The following is a 14,051-nucleotide window of genomic DNA, read 5'->3' on the forward strand; positions in this document are numbered from 1 at the left end:
CGCCCCCTCACGACGAACCACGACGAACCACGACGAACCCTGGAGAGCCATGACTCCCGTACGCCTCGCGATCGTCGGATGCGGCGCTGCCGCCCGCGGCTGCCACCTGCCCGCCCTGCCCCCGCTCAAGGGGGACGTGCGGCTGACCGCCCTCATCGACCGCGACCCCCTCCAAGCCGAGGCCGCCCTGGCCCTGTACCGCGAACTCGGCGGCACCGACGCCGACGCGGTGCTGCTCGCCACCGACCCGGCCGACGCGGCGGACGCGTTCGACGCGGCCGTGGTGGTCGCCCCCCACACCCTGCACGCGCCGATCGTCCGGTCGCTGCTGGCGGCGGGCAAGCACGTCCTGCTGGAGAAGCCGATGACCACCACGGTCGCCGACGCCGAGGCCCTGCTGGCCGCCGCCGCGGCCGACGGCGCGCCGGTGCTGGCCATGGCCCACCCGCGGCGGCTCTTCCCCGCCTACGCCTGGGTCAAGCGGCTCATCGACGACGGCGACCTCGGCGAGGTGGTGCGCGTCGAATGGTCGGAGGGCCACCCCTACGCCCACGAGCCGGTCTCCTGGTCGATGTTCGACCGGCGCCTCGCCGGCGGCGGGGTGCTCACCGACACCGCCTCCCACGTCTTCGACACCCTGCTGTGGTGGCTCGGCCCCGAGGCGGAGGTCGTGCGCTACGAGGACAACTCCCTCGGCGGGGTGGAGACCGACGCCTCCGCCCACCTGCGGTTCGGCGCCACCGACGTGCACTGCGACTTCAGCCGCCTGCGCGACCTGGGCATCCGCTGCCGCGTCACAGGCACCCGGGCGACCGTCACCATCGGCACGGACTTCCCGGCGGGGGAGTGCACCCTGGTCACCGCGGACGGGGTGGAACTGCACCGCGGCGACGTGGACGCCGTCGCCCCCGCCCAGGGCGAATGGGAGCTGCTCTTCACCGAGCAGCTCGCCAACTTCGCCGCCGCGGTACGCGGGACGGCCCCCGTGCACTCCACCGCGCGGGACGGCGTACGCGTCGTGGAGCTCATACAGGCCTGCTACGGCGCCGCCGTCCGCGAGGGCTCCGCGCAGCCCTGGACCACGCGCGGCAGCGGCGCCGCCGCCGGGGGCCCCGCGCTCGCCGGCCGCACCGTGGCCGTCACCGGCGCGAGCGGGTTCATCGGCGGCCGCCTCGTCGAACGGCTGGTCCTCGGCACCGGAGCCCGGGTCCGGCCCGTGGTGCGCGGCTTCGGCCGGGCGGCCCGGCTCTCCGTACTGCCGCAGGACCGGCTGGAGTTCCGCCAGGCCGACCTGCTGGACCCCGCCGCGCTGCGCGCCGCGTTCGAGGGCTGCGACACCGTCGTGCACTGCGCCTTCGGCAGCTCCGGTGACGAGGCCGCGCGCTGGGCCGCCTCCGTCGAGGGCACCTCCGGGGTATTGGCCGCCGCGCGGGCCGCCGGCGTCCGGCGCGTGGTGCACCTGAGCACCGTCGACGTGTACGACCCCGCCGTCGAAGGAGCCCTCACCGAGGACTCGGCAGCCCGCCCGGCCGACCCCGCCGACCGCGAGTACGAACAGCAGAAACTGGCCGCGGAGCGGCTCGTCAGGGACGCCCACGGCGACGGGCTGGAGACGGTGGTGCTCCAGCCCGGAGTGGTCCACGGCCCGTGGGGCGGCCAGTGGACCACCGCCCAGCTGCGCCGCCCCGCGGGCGACTTCGCGCAGCTCCCGACGGGCGACGGGGGCGGGGCCTGCAACGCCGTGTACGTCGACGACCTGGCCGACGCCGTCCTCCTGGCCGTGGACACCCCGGCGGCGGCCGGCGAGCGGTTCCTCGTCGGGCACGCCGAGGAGCTGCGCTGGGGCACCTTCTTCGACGCCGTCCGGGCCCTGCGCGGCCTGGACACCGCGGCGGCGGAGCCGGGGGAGCCGGTGGCCGAGTGGGAACTGGAGCTGTACCGCTCGACGGCCCGGGCCGACTACGACAAGGCCCGCCGGATCCTGGGCTTCACGGCACGCGTCCCGTTCTCCGAGGGCGCCGCGCTGACCGGCCAGTGGGCATCCTGGGCCGGCGAGACGCCGGGGGCGGGCGCATGAGCGCGGTCACCGACGTCCTGGTCGTCGCCCCCCACCCCGACGACGACGTCATCGGCTGCGGCGGATCCATCGCCAAACACGTGCGCGACGGAGCCCGGGTGACGGTCGTCATCGTCATCGGACGCGAGCGGAGCGCCCTCGACGACTCGGTGAGCGACGCCGCCTTCGCCGCCGAGACCGAGGCGGCCGCGAAGGCCCTGGGCGTGCACCGCTGCATCCGTTTCGACGAACCCTCGCGCGACTTCGTCCTCTCCCGCCGCGTCCACCTGGACCTCGTCCGCGTGCTGCGCGAGGTGCGGCCGCAGGTGGTGTACCTGCCGCACGACAACGACGACGACGTCGAACACCGCATGGTGCACCGGCTCACCGTCGAGGCGCTGTGGATGGCCGGGTCGGAGTTCTTCCAGGAGACGGGCGGCCGGCCGATGCCCGCCCCCGGGCTGGTGCTCGGCTACGAGGTGTGGGCGCCGATGGCGCGCTTCCAGTACGCCGAGGACATCGACGGGCAGATCGAGACCAAGGTCGAGGCGATGCGCGCGTACGTTTCCCAGCTGCGGCACGCCGCCTGGGACGAGGGCATCCGCGGCCTGGCCCGCTACCGGGGCGCGCTCTCGAAGGGCTCGGGACACGCCGAGGTGTTCCAGGTACTGGCCCTCGGCGCCGCGCCGGCCCCCGGCGCGGGGGGAGGCGACCGTGACTGACCGCCTCCTGGTCTGCGGGCTCGGCTCCGGAATGGACCACTCCCTGGCGGGCCTGCGCTCCCCCCGACGGGAGCTGGTCGTGGTGACGGACCGTCCCACGGACCGGGCCCGCGCCGCCGCGGACGTCCTCCTCGACTGCGACCCGGACGACGCGGCGGCGGTGCTCGCGCGGCTGTCGGCCGCCGGCCTGGACCGGATCGACGGGGTGTTCTCCCTCGGAGCGGACAACCCGCCGGTGATCAGCACCCTCGCGCGGCACTTCGGCTGCCCGGGCCTGCCGCTGGAGACGGCCCTCGACTGCACGCTCAAGGACCGCCGCCTGCGGATCCTGCGCGCGGCCGGACTGGACCTGCCCCGCTTCGCCGTCGCCGAAGGCGTCGGCGAGGCGGTGCGGGCGGCCGCCGACATCGGCCTGCCCGTAGTCGTCAAACCATGCGACCGGACCGGATCGCTGGGCGTGCTCAAGGCGGAGTCGGCCGGGCAGGTGCGCGCCCTGGCCGAGGAGGCGCTGCGGCTCAGCCCCGGCGGCCGGATCGTGGTCGAGGAGTTCCTGGAGGGCACCGAGCACACCCTGGCGGCCTTCATGACCGACGGCGAGCTGCACCGGTTCGGCTTCGCCGACCGGGAGTACGGGAACAAGGAGCGCTTCGCGCCGCACTTCTTCGAGGGCGGCGACACCCTACCGAGCCGGCTGACCGACGAGCAGATCGACGAGGTCACCGACGTGGTGCGGCGCGGGGCGCGGGCCCTGCGCCTGGACCCCGCGGTGATCAACACCGACATCCTGCGCACGCGCGACGGCCGGGTGATCCTCCTGGAGATCACCTGCAGGATCACCGGGGCCCGCATCGCGACCGAGGTGATGCGGCTGGCGACCGGAGTGGACCCGCTGCCGAACCTGGTCAGGCTGGCCCTGGGACGTCCGCTGGAACCGGCCGAACTGGTGCCCCGGCACAGCCGCGCGGTGGTCCAGCGGTTCGTCCCCGCGGACGGCGGGGTCGTCGCGTGGGTCGGCGACCCGAGGGACATCGCCCGCCGCAGCGGGGTGCACGACGTGTTCTGGGGACTCGAACTGAAACCGGGCACCGTCGTGCCGCCGTACCGAGGCGGCGCCGACGTCCTCGGCGGGGTGATCGCCCACGCCGCACGCCCGGCGGAGGCCGAGGCCATCGCCGAACGCACCCTGCGCGCCCTGCCCGTGCGGTTCGAGGCCGGATCCCGGTGACCGCGCGGCAGGCGGACCGTACGCATCCGAACGTGACGAAGACGAAGGGGAGACACATGGCCACCGACCCGGTGGACGAGACGGACGTCGACAAGGGCATCGCCCGCACCGGCGTGGTCATCGCGCTGCGCGACGACCTGCGCATCGCCGACTGCATCGCCTCGATCGACGAGGACGTCGAGATCGTCCTGGCTCTCAACGGACCCAGCGACGCCGTGCTGAAACTGATCGCCGAGCACCCGCGCCCGCTGACCGTCACCGAGATCGAGGACGTCGGCAACCTGGGCGCCGCCTACAACGCGGGGGCCGCCGCCACCGACCGGCAGTACCTCCTGCTCATGGACTCCGACTGCACCTTCGCCCCCGGCGTGGTCCGCGCCATGGTCCGCGCGGTGCTCACCGACCCGGTGGTCAAGGGCCAGGTGGTGTACGGGGAGTCGGACGGGGTGCTCAGCAAACTGACGGCCAGGGTGAGGGAGTTCGACGAGGGCGACTACGTCAGCGCGCTGTCCCCGCCGCTGATCTACAACCGCGACATCGTCGACCACATCGGCGGCTACCACTTCGACGAGCTGATCCACTGGTGCGAGGACCGCGAGTTCGACTTCCGGCTCCAGCTCGCGGGCATCCCCGTGGTGTACCTGCCGCAGGCACGCATCTTCCACGACGCCCAGCACGGCTTCGCCAACATGCGCAGCTACTTCCGCTACGGCGTGGGCGAGGGCATCGCACAGGAGACCGGGGTGTTCACCACACCGGCGGTGCCGGTGGCGTGGCGGCTGTTCGAGGCGTCACGGACCCTGGTGCACTGCGCCCGCGACAAGGGCGTGGGCGCGGCGGCCTACTACGCCCTCCTGAAGGCGGCCTTCCACACGGGCACCGCCCACCACCTGCTCAACGACCCGTACAAGGTGCGGGAGCGCTACCCCGCCGCGGCCAAACGGGCGCGGATGGTGCGCTCGATCCCCCAGCACAGCACCAAGCTGACCGGCGCTCAGGTGCGGCGGCTGCGGCGGGCCCACTGGGAGGCGGGCCGGCGGATCGAGAAGGTGGCCGACCTGTCGGTCTTCCACCCGGACGCCGCCGGCCCGGGCCCCCGGTCAGCCGCCGGACAGGCCCGGCAGCAGCAGGCGTGAGGGATGGTCACCGCCGTGGTGGACGGTGTGGTGGGCGAGGACGGGCGGGTGGACGTCGAAACGTGGCGTGTTGCTCGCCGCGACCTCCAGCCGGATCCGGTGGCCCGCGCGGAAGACGTGGCCGACGGCGCCCAGCGCGACGGTGACCTCCACCGGCCCGCCGGGGGCGGACGAGCCGTCCGCCCCCGGAGCCAGGCGGCGCACGCTGTCGCACAGCAGCTCGGCCCGCCCGTCGGGGTGGACGTCGACGAGCTTGCCGGTCACGTCGGCGCCCGCCGCGTCCGGGGTCACGTACACCGTCAGGACGGTGTCGCCGATGACGGTCAGCGGCGCAGTGAGCGGCTCGCCGGTGAAACACAGGACGTCGGAGCGCTGTTCGACCTCGCGCTGGTCCAGCGGACCGCAGTCGCCCCCGGTGAACTGGCCCGGCAGGGCGGTCGCGCCGCCGGTCGTGGGAACCGGGTCGGCGGGATCGTGGCGCAGCCGGTCGGCCCCCGGTTCCCGCGGGGCGGGGCCGGGCGTCAGACCGCGGCCGCGGAGGTACAGGACGAGGTCCCGGGTCCCGGGGACGGGCCAGTCGGAGAAGGAGCGCCACGCGTCGGCGCCGGTGACGAACAGCCGGACCGGCCCGTCGTCCCCGGAGCGGGAGCGGGAGCGGGAGCCGGAGCCGGAGCTGGAGTCGGAGCCGGTCCCGCCGGCCCGTACCCCGGCGCCGTGGCGCCCCAGGTACCGGTCGAAATGGTCCAGGTGCATCCCGGTCACATCGATTTCGCGTTCATCGGCGGCGAGCCCGTAACGGCGCTGCGGGAAAATGCCGCCGGTGACGCAATGGGACCACGGGCCGACCACCAGACGCGACGGGGTGCCGAAATTCCGCATTCCCCGGTAATTCTCCAGGGCGCCCGCGAGGAAGATGTCGTACCAGCCGGTGAGGTGGAGCACCGGTACCTCGATCGCCGGATACGACGCGCGGGGTGCGGCCCGCCGCCAGTAGGGGGCGCCGTCCGGGTGCGCCCGCCACTGGCGGTAGTACGGGGCCAGCCGGTCCAGCAGGTCCGTCGCGGCGCCGGGGTCCCGGTAGAGCTCCTCGATCCGGTCGACGGCATCGGCCACCTCCGCCAGATCGGCCCCCGTCAGCCCGGCCCCGTCCAGCAGCAGGTCGTAGAGCACCCAGTACAGGACGAAGCCCAGCTGGAAGGCACCGCCCTGGCGCGTCCAGCCCTCGTCGAAGCCGGAACCGGCCACGTGCGGGGCGATCGCACCGAGCCCGGGAGGGCGTTCGGCCGCGGCGAGCAGAGCGGCCATCGCCTCGTAGGAGCGGCCGAACAGGCCTGCCGTGCCGTCGCACCACGACTGCTCCACCGCCCAGGCGACCGTGTCCGCGCCGTCCGCCGCCTCGTGCCAGTAGGGCTCGAAGGCGCCGCCGGAGGCGAACCGGCCGCGCACGTCCTGCACCAGCAGGGCGTAGCCCCCGCGGACCAGGCGCAGTCCGTCGACGGAGGCGCCGCCCGGGCTGCCGCCCGATTTCCCGTAGGGCGTCCGGCGCACCAGCACCGGCACCGGCGCGTCGGTCACGGGCCGGTAGAGATCGGCGCTCAATAACGTGCCGTCACGCATGGATATCTTCAGATCGTGTTCCACGACAATATTCACCCGCCCATATTCCATCAGGACGAGGAAACCCACAATGCAGGCCTCCGAAATCGCCGGAATTCATTTCCTGGAACCGTTCTTCGAGACGGCGCGCACGGATCCGGCCCGCCCGGCCGTGGTCGACAACGGGCTCGTCGTCGGCTACGGAACCCTCGCCGCCTGGGCGTCGGAGGTGGCCGGCGCCCTCGCGCCGCGCACGGACGGGCCGCAGCCGCCGGTCGGCATCGTCGTGCACCACTCGGCCCGTGACGTGGCGGCCCTCCTCGGCGTCCTCGCGGCCGGCCGCGCCTACGTCCCCCTGGAGGCGGCCCACCCCGCCGCCCGGCTCCGGTCGATCCTGACGGGGCTCGCGGTCCACGAGGCCGTGGCCACCGCGGACACCGGCTGGCAGCCGCAGACCGCACGGGTGATCCGCCCCCGCTGGCGGCCCACCCCGCCCGCCACGGCCCCCGCGCTCCCCGACTCCGGCGTACGGCCGGACGATCCGGCGTACGTGCTGTTCACCTCGGGCTCCACCGGGCGACCCAAGGGGGTCGTGGTCCCGCACCGGGCCCTGGCCGCCGTGGTCCCGCCGCTGCGCACCCTCTACGGCATCGACCCGCACGCCACCGTGCTGCACTTCCACGGCGCCGGCGGCGACACGAGCCTGGAGGAGATCCTCCCCACCCTGACGGGCGGCGGGACGCTCGTCATCGACGACGCGGCCCGCGAACGCTTCACCCAGGTCGCAGAGGACCAGGAGGTCACCGTCGCGGTACTGCCCACCGGTTTCTGGCACGGCTGGGCCGGCGACCTGGAACACCAGGGCGCCGGCCTGCCGCCGTCCCTGCGCACGGTCGTCATCGGAGGGGAGGCGGTGCGCGCCGACATGCTGGCCCGCTGGCGGCGGCTCGACAGCGACGGGGTGAGCCTGCTCAACACCTACGGGTCCACCGAGACGGCCCTGGTCACCCACGCCGTGCGGCTCGCCGGTCCGGGAGCCCCCGAACTGCCCCGGACCGGCGGGGACCTGCCCATCGGCCCGCCCCTGGCACACGTCGGCCAGCGCGTCGACACCTCGGGCGAGCTGTACCTCTCCGGACCCGGGCTGGCCCTCGGCTACCACGGCGACCCGCGGGCGACGGCGGCCAGGTTCTCCGAGGACGGCGGAACCCGCTGGTACCGCACCGGGGACCTGGTCGAGGAGGCACCCGGCGGCGTCCTGGTGTTCCGCGGCCGCTCCGACCACCAGGTCAAGATCCGCGGCCACCGGGTGGACCTCGTCGACGTGGAGGCCCTCGTCGGGGACTGCGAGGGCGTGCTGGAGGTGGCGGCCGCACGGGTGGAACGGGCGCGGCACAGCACCCTGGCGGCCTTCTTCGTGCCGCTGCCGGACCACGACCCCGGCGCGGTGGCGGCCGGCGTCCGAACCCGGCTGGACGCCACGGCCGCCCCGCACCTGGTGCCCAGCCTGCTGGTGCCGGTCGCGGTGCTGGAGCGTACCCACACCGGAAAGGTGGACCGCGACGCCACCAGGGACCGGTACCTGGCTGCCACCGGGGCCGGCCGATGAGCGCCGTACGTGACGCCGCGTCCGGTCCGGAGACCGACGCGCCCGCCAGGACCGATGCGGACGCCGTCGCCCACGCCTCCCGGCGCCTGGGCGTCGCCCTCGACCCGGCGTCCGCCCGCGCCGACGACAGCGGCTGGGACTTCCGGGTCACGCACGTGCGGGCGGCCGACGGCACCTGGTGGATCCTGCGGCAGCCCCGCCGCCCCGAAGCCGCCGGGCAACTGGCCTTCGAGGGCGCGGTGCTGGCCGCCGTACGCGACCGGATGCCCGTACCCGTGCCCCACTGGCGCCTGCACACCCCGGACCTGGTCGCCTATCCCCGCCTGCCCGGTGAGGCCGCCGGGACCGAGGACCCCGGCACCCTGGTCTACCGCTGGTCCACGGACCCGCTGGCGCACCCCGGCCACTACCTGGAGCCGCTGGCCCGGGCCCTGGTCGCGGTGCACACCACCCCCCTGGACTCTCCCGGCGCCCTGGCGGACCGGGCCCGCACCGACCCCGGCACCGTACGCACCCTGATCGCGGACCGGCTCGCCCGCGCCCACGACGAACTCCCGCTCCCCGCCGCCGGACTGCGCCGCTGGCAGGCCTGGCTGGACGACGACCGCGGCTGGCCCGCCCGGCTCACCCTGGTCCACGGCGACGTCCACCCCGGGCACACCCTCGTGGTGCGTCCGGCATCCGGCCCGCCGGCCCTGTCCGGCCTGCTGGACTGGGCCAACGCCGATGTCGGCGATCCCGCGGCCGACTTCGTCGACATGCTCTACGCCGGCGGCAGCGCCGTGCTCGACCGCCTCCTCGACGCCTACCGGGCGGCGGGTGGCGAGGTGGGCGACGGGATGCGGGCGCACATCCTGGCACGCGCCTCCTTCCTGTGGGTGCACGTGGCGCTGCGAGGCCTCGACACCGGCCGCCCGGCCTGGGTGGAGACGGCCCTGCGCAGGATGGCACCGTGACGGCCCCGGGGGCGCCCCGCGCCATCCGGACCACGGGGCGCACACCCGGCGGGACCGCGTACACGCTGCACGGCACGGACGGTCCGCCGGTGGTGCTCGTCGCGGGTGCGGGCGGCACCGGAGCCGTCTGGGAGCACCACCAGGTGCCCGCGCTGACCCGGGCCGGCCGCCGCGTGCTCACCTTCGACCACGGGCCGGCGGCTCCCGCGGGACCGGGGGAGACCGCCTCCGTCCTGCGGGAGCTGCTGGTGACCGCCGCTGCGCCGGGGCCGTGCGCCCTGGTGGGCCACTCCCTCGGCGCGTTCGCCGTCCAGGAACTGCTCCTGACCGATCCCCACCTGGTGAGCGGCGCGCTCCTCGCGGCGACCCGCGGCCGGCCCGACGCGGTGGGGGAGGCACTGGCGCGCGCCGAAGCCGCGTCCGTCGCGGCGGGCCCCCGGCCGCCGGAGTACGAGGCCTTCGTCCGCCTGGTCCAGAACCTTTCCCCCAGGACGCTGGCCGACGAGGCCGCGGTCGCGGATTGGCTCGACTTGTTCGAAATCGCCGCGCGGGCCGGCGCCACGGCCGCCCACCTGCCCGCGCCGCCGGTGCCCGACCGGCTGGCCGATTACGACCGCATCCGCGTCCCGGTGCTGGTGGTGGGATTCGCCGACGACGTACTGGTCCCCGCCCCCCTGGGACGGGAGGTCGCCGCCGCCATCCCCGGCGCCCGGTACGCGCAGCTGCCGGACACCGGCCACCTCGGGTTCCTGGAACGGCCCGAGGCCTTCAACTCCGTCCTGCTGGACTTCCTCGCCACCGTGGCCCCGACCGAACCCGGAGCGAACCATGCCCCTTGACACCGTCCACACCGTCCACGTCGTCCACGTCGGCCAGGAGCCGCCGCAGTCCTGGACGGCGGCCGTCTACCTGAGCGGCCCCACCCCCACCGACCCCGCCGAACCGTCCTGGCGGGCGGACGCCGTCGCGGCGCTGCGCTCCGCGTGGTCGGGCGCCGGACGGCTGGTGGTGTTCGTCCCCGAACCGGCACCCGGCGGCGCCTACCCGGCGTACGCGGACCAGATCGCGTGGGAGGAGGAGGCCATGCGCCGCTGCGACGTCGTCCTGTTCTGGATACCCCGCGACATGGCCCGACTGCCCGGCCTGGTGTCCAACATCAAGTGGGGAGCGTGGTGCGACTCCGGGCGCGCCGTGCTCGGTACGCCGCCGGAGGCCGAACGCATGGAGTACCTGCTCCACTTCGCCGGGGCACTGGGGGTACCGGTGGAGCGGACGCTGGCGGGTGCGGCGGCCGCCGCCCTGCGCGCGATCGGCGCGGGCCGCGCACGCACCGGCGCCGAGCGGGCGGTGCCCCTGACGGTATGGCGCACCGAGCCGTTCCGCAGGTGGTACGCCGACCACCGCCGGGCCGGGGACCGGATGCTGGACGCGCGCGTGGAGTGGTACGCGCCGGCGGCCGGTCCGGCCGGGGAGGCCGCGTGGCTGCTGACCGTCACGGTCGGCCCGGGCGACGGCTCCCGCGCGCCCGCCCCGGTCCGGCTGCTGTCCGCTCAGGGGCAGGGCATGCTCATGTAGAGCGCCTGCTCGCCCTCGGACTCGGTGCCCAGGTAGAGGGCGGTGTCCAGACCGCAGAAGGTGAAGCCCAGGCGCAGGTAGGCGTGGATGGCCGGGGCGTTGACGTTGGTCACCTCCAGCCAGAGGTGCCCGGCGCCCCGCTCCCGGGCGAAGTCCGCGGCCCGCTCCATCAGACCCCGGCCGATGCCCCGGCCCCGGTGGCCGGGGGCGACCTCGATGTCCTCGATGGTCAGCCGCCCGTTCCACGGGGTGTAGGAGACGGCGGTGAAACCGGCGACCGCGCCGCCGGCCCCCACGGCCACGTACGTGCGCCGGTCGCCGTCCTCGCCCTCCGCGTCGTGGCTGCCGTCGTCCTCGGGGAACACCTTGACGAGTGGCGGGTCCACCGCGACCTCGCGCAGGGTGAATCCGTCCGGTGCGACGGCGACTTGGAAGACGGTGCCGGTGGTGAAGGAACCGTCGATGGCCGCGATGGCCTCGACGTCCTCGGGACGGGCGACGCGGAACGCGTACGTCGTGTCATGGGTCGTGGTCATACCCCGAGGCTATGCCCGGCCTGCCCGCATGAGGGCGGGTTTCAGCCTGGCCCGGGACCGTGTGCCGACCCCCTCGGGCCCGCGACGAGTGCTCCCGGTCTCCGCTCCACCGACCTGCGTGAGCACCTTGGCGGCGCGGCCCCCGGGCGAGGGCCGGGCCGGGGAGAGCCGCCCCGAAGACCCGGGGGAGCCGCACGATGTCCGGATTCGATCGCGAGGTGCGTCAGACGGTCTGCACGGGTGCCGCGGCCCAGGTCTGGGGCCGCCTCCGGCGGAGGACGGAGCCCGGTGGTCGGGGCGTGGCGGCCGCCGTATCGGTGGCCAGGCACCCCGCGCCCGCCCCGCCGGAGGGTGCGTCAGGGAGCGGTCCGCGGCAAGGGGTAGTCGGGGAGGTCGATGGCTTCGGCAGCGGGCGTGAACAGCCTCGATGCCAGGCCGCCCACGCGTGCGGCGACCGGGCCGGCGGCGACCCTGAGGACGGTGTTCATCATCACGACCCCGCCGCGGGTACGGGGGTTGGCGATGCGGGGAGTGCCCGGCGGCAGCTTCTGGGCCCGGTCCACGTAAGGACGCATGACCGCCTCGTACCGGGCGAAGGCCGTACGGTGGTGCGGGTGCGCGGCGAGCTCGCCCGCGAGCACGTAGGCGCCGGTGAGCGCGAGGCTGGTGCTCATTCCACTGATGGGGGACGAGCAGTAGGCGGCGTCTCCGAGGAGGACGGTGCGTCCGCTGCTCCAGGAGGGCATGCGGGCCTGGCCGATGGCGTCGAAGTAGAGAGGGGCGTCGTCGAGGGCGGCGAGCACGCGGGGCGCCGCCCAGCCCACGTCGGCGAAAGTGCGTCGCAGGACCGTGACGATGCCGTCGCGGTCGAGTTCGTCCAGGCCCCGGACGTCGGACATGAAGGCGAGGGTGGCCCGGATCGTGCCCAGGTTGTCCGGGCGCAGCGTGACGCTGCGGCCCCGGCCGGCGCTGTGCCAGCGCCAGAGGTCGGTGTCGGCGGGCGTGCGGGGGATCGTCAGGTAGGCGATGTAGAAGCCGAGTTCGCGCACGGCCCGGGCGCCGGGGAAGACCAGTGATCGGGTGCGCGAGCGCAGTCCCTCGGCGACGGCGACCACGTCGAAGGTCCTGGCCGGTCCGTGGGCGAAGCTGACCGTGACGCCGTCCTCGTTCCCTGTCCCGGTCCCCGGTTCGTCGAGTGCGGTGATCCGATCGCCGAACACGTACTCGGTGTCCTTGGCGGTGCGGTCGACGAGGATGCGCGACAACTGCCCGCGCAGGATCTCCAGCTCGGCCGTGGCGCCGCCGGAGTCGGTCGTCCCGGCCGCGAAGCGGGCGATGGCGGCACCTGAGGCATCGACGAACTCGGTACCCGTCTCGCCGGTCGAGGCGGCGCGGATGGCGTCCTCGATTCCCATCCGACGGGCGACCTCGCGGCCCGCGCCCCGCACGTCGATGTTCTGGCCGTCGTCACGCAGGGCGTCGAACCGCTCGACGACGGTGGTCCGCCAGCCGCGGGCATTGAGCCAGTACGCCAGGGCAGGCCCGGCGATACTCGCTCCGGAGATCAGGGCGGTGGGCGTACGCATGAGGGACCCTTCGACGGAGGGGAGCAGCCGATCTCAGCGCCAGACTAATGGAGTTGCCCGGCACCGATCCGGTCGCGCGACTGGAACTCGTCCAAGGTGATCCGCCGCGATCTGCGCGGGGGCCGCGGTGCCCGGCATCCTGTTGAGTAGTCGACTCACGAAGGCTTGCGTCCGTGTGACTACTGCGGGCACCCGGTCTTGGCGAAGAGGAAGAAGGCCAGGGGAAGTCATGTCGGCCCCGCACGCCGGCAGCCCCATCGCGGAGCCACGAGGCAGGGAGGAGCGTCCTCGTTGGCCCGGCCGTGTCCGGGTCGGCGTCTGCTTGAAGCCGTCGCGGGTCTCTCGGCTGGAGGTGAATCCTTTCGGGCCCTGCCCGCCTCTTGTATGCGTACCGGCCGAACGGGCCGGCAGAGGTTCTGGGAGCTCCGCCACTGACCAGGGTGGAGCCTCAAGAAGGGAAACAACAGCATGGCCACTTCTGTGCGTAAGTTCGTCACGGCCACCGCCGCGTCCGCGGTGTTCGCCGGCGGCCTGCTCGGAATCTCGGCGACGCCCGCATCAGCGGGCGAGGACTGTGACGACGTCTACAAGCGCAAGTACACGGAGATCTCGTCCCAGTGGCACAAGGTGGTCGCGTCGGGGGTCATTGACAACCGCCGCAGCGATGCCGCCGTGCGCCAGAGCATCACCGCGGGGAGCAGTGCCAGCCTGAAGGGCAGCGTCGAGGGTGAGATCGGGGGCAAGCTCGATCTGGCCGCGGCGGAGATCAGCTCCAAGCTCGGGGTGAGCGTCGAGGCCAGTGTGTCCATCTCGAAGGGGAAGACCACGACGGTCGTGGTCCCCGCCCGTAAGCGGGTCACCTACAAGATCGGTATCAAGAAGCGGGAATACCAGGTCTACGTCACTCATCAGTTCCGAAACTGCCACGTCTCCAACTCCTGGGCGAAGGTCACGGTCGCGGACTCCTACACCGAGACCTGGAACAGCTGAACCGTCGTCTGAGCGCAGGCGCGCCACTCTGCTGAGCCCCAACGACCACTGACCGAGGGCGACG

The 14,051-nt window shown here is 74.1% G+C and carries 12 protein-coding genes; 9 read left to right on the forward strand and 3 right to left on the reverse strand.

Annotated elements, in window-relative coordinates; genetic code table 11:
- Positions 1–49: 49 nt before the first annotated feature.
- The 4 genes from SLAV_RS37330 to SLAV_RS37345 are packed head-to-tail and all read left to right on the forward strand — an operon-like array spanning position 50 to position 5,139.
- The gene (locus SLAV_RS37330) at positions 50–2,077 is read left to right on the forward strand and encodes an NAD-dependent epimerase/dehydratase family protein (protein ID WP_030227700.1); all 2,028 of its coding nucleotides are present in this window, start codon (positions 50–52) and stop codon (positions 2,075–2,077) included.
- Complete coding sequence (locus SLAV_RS37335; protein WP_030227697.1) at positions 2,074–2,778, forward strand: PIG-L deacetylase family protein; 705 nt, start codon at positions 2,074–2,076, stop codon at positions 2,776–2,778. Before SLAV_RS37330 ends, SLAV_RS37335 begins: the two co-directional genes overlap by 4 nt.
- Positions 2,771–4,003, forward strand: a complete 1,233-nt coding sequence (locus tag SLAV_RS37340) for an ATP-grasp domain-containing protein (protein WP_030227693.1) — start codon at positions 2,771–2,773, stop codon at positions 4,001–4,003. Before SLAV_RS37335 ends, SLAV_RS37340 begins: the two co-directional genes overlap by 8 nt.
- A 56-nt stretch (positions 4,004–4,059) precedes the next feature.
- A complete protein-coding gene (locus tag SLAV_RS37345) occupies positions 4,060–5,139 on the forward strand; it encodes a glycosyltransferase family 2 protein (RefSeq protein WP_030227691.1) in 1,080 nt (359 codons plus the stop codon).
- Here the strand turns inward: SLAV_RS37345 and SLAV_RS37350 are convergent.
- A complete protein-coding gene (locus tag SLAV_RS37350) occupies positions 5,104–6,780 on the reverse strand; it encodes a CocE/NonD family hydrolase (protein ID WP_234333492.1) in 1,677 nt (558 codons plus the stop codon). The two genes, SLAV_RS37345 and SLAV_RS37350, sit on opposite strands and share 36 nt — an antisense overlap.
- A 46-nt stretch (positions 6,781–6,826) precedes the next feature.
- Here SLAV_RS37350 and SLAV_RS37355 point away from each other — a divergent pair, with 46 nt between their 5' ends.
- Genes SLAV_RS37355 through SLAV_RS37370 form a run of 4 tightly spaced genes read left to right on the forward strand, consistent with a single transcriptional unit; the run spans position 6,827 to position 10,875 of the window.
- Positions 6,827–8,344 carry an AMP-binding protein gene (locus SLAV_RS37355; protein WP_030227688.1) on the forward strand — a complete coding sequence of 506 codons (1,518 nt, stop codon included), beginning with the start codon at positions 6,827–6,829 and terminating at the stop codon, positions 8,342–8,344.
- Positions 8,341–9,300, forward strand: a complete 960-nt coding sequence (locus tag SLAV_RS37360; RefSeq protein WP_063760261.1) for a macrolide 2'-phosphotransferase — start codon at positions 8,341–8,343, stop codon at positions 9,298–9,300. Before SLAV_RS37355 ends, SLAV_RS37360 begins: the two co-directional genes overlap by 4 nt.
- Positions 9,297–10,139: an alpha/beta fold hydrolase gene (locus tag SLAV_RS37365; RefSeq protein WP_234333490.1), complete on the forward strand. Its 843-nt coding sequence runs from the start codon at positions 9,297–9,299 to the stop codon at positions 10,137–10,139. The genes SLAV_RS37360 and SLAV_RS37365 overlap by 4 nt, the downstream gene beginning before the upstream one ends.
- Positions 10,129–10,875 (forward strand): nucleoside 2-deoxyribosyltransferase domain-containing protein, encoded by a 747-nt coding sequence (locus tag SLAV_RS37370; protein ID WP_037686686.1) that lies wholly within the window; start codon positions 10,129–10,131, stop codon positions 10,873–10,875. Before SLAV_RS37365 ends, SLAV_RS37370 begins: the two co-directional genes overlap by 11 nt.
- Here the strand turns inward: SLAV_RS37370 and SLAV_RS37375 are convergent.
- Together SLAV_RS37375 and SLAV_RS37380 are read right to left on the reverse strand one after the other, a co-directional pair.
- Positions 10,851–11,411: a GNAT family N-acetyltransferase gene (locus tag SLAV_RS37375; RefSeq protein ID WP_030227680.1), complete on the reverse strand. Its 561-nt coding sequence runs from the start codon at positions 11,409–11,411 to the stop codon at positions 10,851–10,853. The two genes, SLAV_RS37370 and SLAV_RS37375, sit on opposite strands and share 25 nt — an antisense overlap.
- A 356-nt stretch (positions 11,412–11,767) precedes the next feature.
- Complete coding sequence (locus SLAV_RS37380) at positions 11,768–12,997, reverse strand: FAD-dependent monooxygenase (RefSeq protein WP_030227678.1); 1,230 nt, start codon at positions 12,995–12,997, stop codon at positions 11,768–11,770.
- 468 nt (positions 12,998–13,465) lie between these two features.
- Here SLAV_RS37380 and SLAV_RS37385 point away from each other — a divergent pair, with 468 nt between their 5' ends.
- Complete coding sequence (locus tag SLAV_RS37385; RefSeq protein WP_078950198.1) at positions 13,466–13,987, forward strand: hypothetical protein; 522 nt, start codon at positions 13,466–13,468, stop codon at positions 13,985–13,987.
- The last annotated feature ends 64 nt before the right edge of the window (positions 13,988–14,051 follow it).

Origin of the sequence: Streptomyces lavendulae subsp. lavendulae (assembly GCF_002803845.1) — a bacterium.
Classification (GTDB): domain Bacteria; phylum Actinomycetota; class Actinomycetes; order Streptomycetales; family Streptomycetaceae; genus Streptomyces; species Streptomyces lavendulae.

Coding starts and splice junctions, on each gene's coding strand:
- SLAV_RS37385 (WP_078950198.1), top strand. CDS start 13,466: ATGGCCACTTCTGTGCGTAAGTTCGTCACGGCCACCGCCGCGTCCGCG.
- SLAV_RS37335 (WP_030227697.1), top strand. CDS start 2,074: ATGAGCGCGGTCACCGACGTCCTGGTCGTCGCCCCCCACCCCGACGAC.
- SLAV_RS37375 (WP_030227680.1), bottom strand. CDS start 11,411: ATGACCACGACCCATGACACGACGTACGCGTTCCGCGTCGCCCGTCCC.
- SLAV_RS37330 (WP_030227700.1), top strand. CDS start 50: ATGACTCCCGTACGCCTCGCGATCGTCGGATGCGGCGCTGCCGCCCGC.
- SLAV_RS37355 (WP_030227688.1), top strand. CDS start 6,827: ATGCAGGCCTCCGAAATCGCCGGAATTCATTTCCTGGAACCGTTCTTC.
- SLAV_RS37370 (WP_037686686.1), top strand. CDS start 10,129: ATGCCCCTTGACACCGTCCACACCGTCCACGTCGTCCACGTCGGCCAG.
- SLAV_RS37360 (WP_063760261.1), top strand. CDS start 8,341: ATGAGCGCCGTACGTGACGCCGCGTCCGGTCCGGAGACCGACGCGCCC.
- SLAV_RS37380 (WP_030227678.1), bottom strand. CDS start 12,997: ATGCGTACGCCCACCGCCCTGATCTCCGGAGCGAGTATCGCCGGGCCT.
- SLAV_RS37345 (WP_030227691.1), top strand. CDS start 4,060: ATGGCCACCGACCCGGTGGACGAGACGGACGTCGACAAGGGCATCGCC.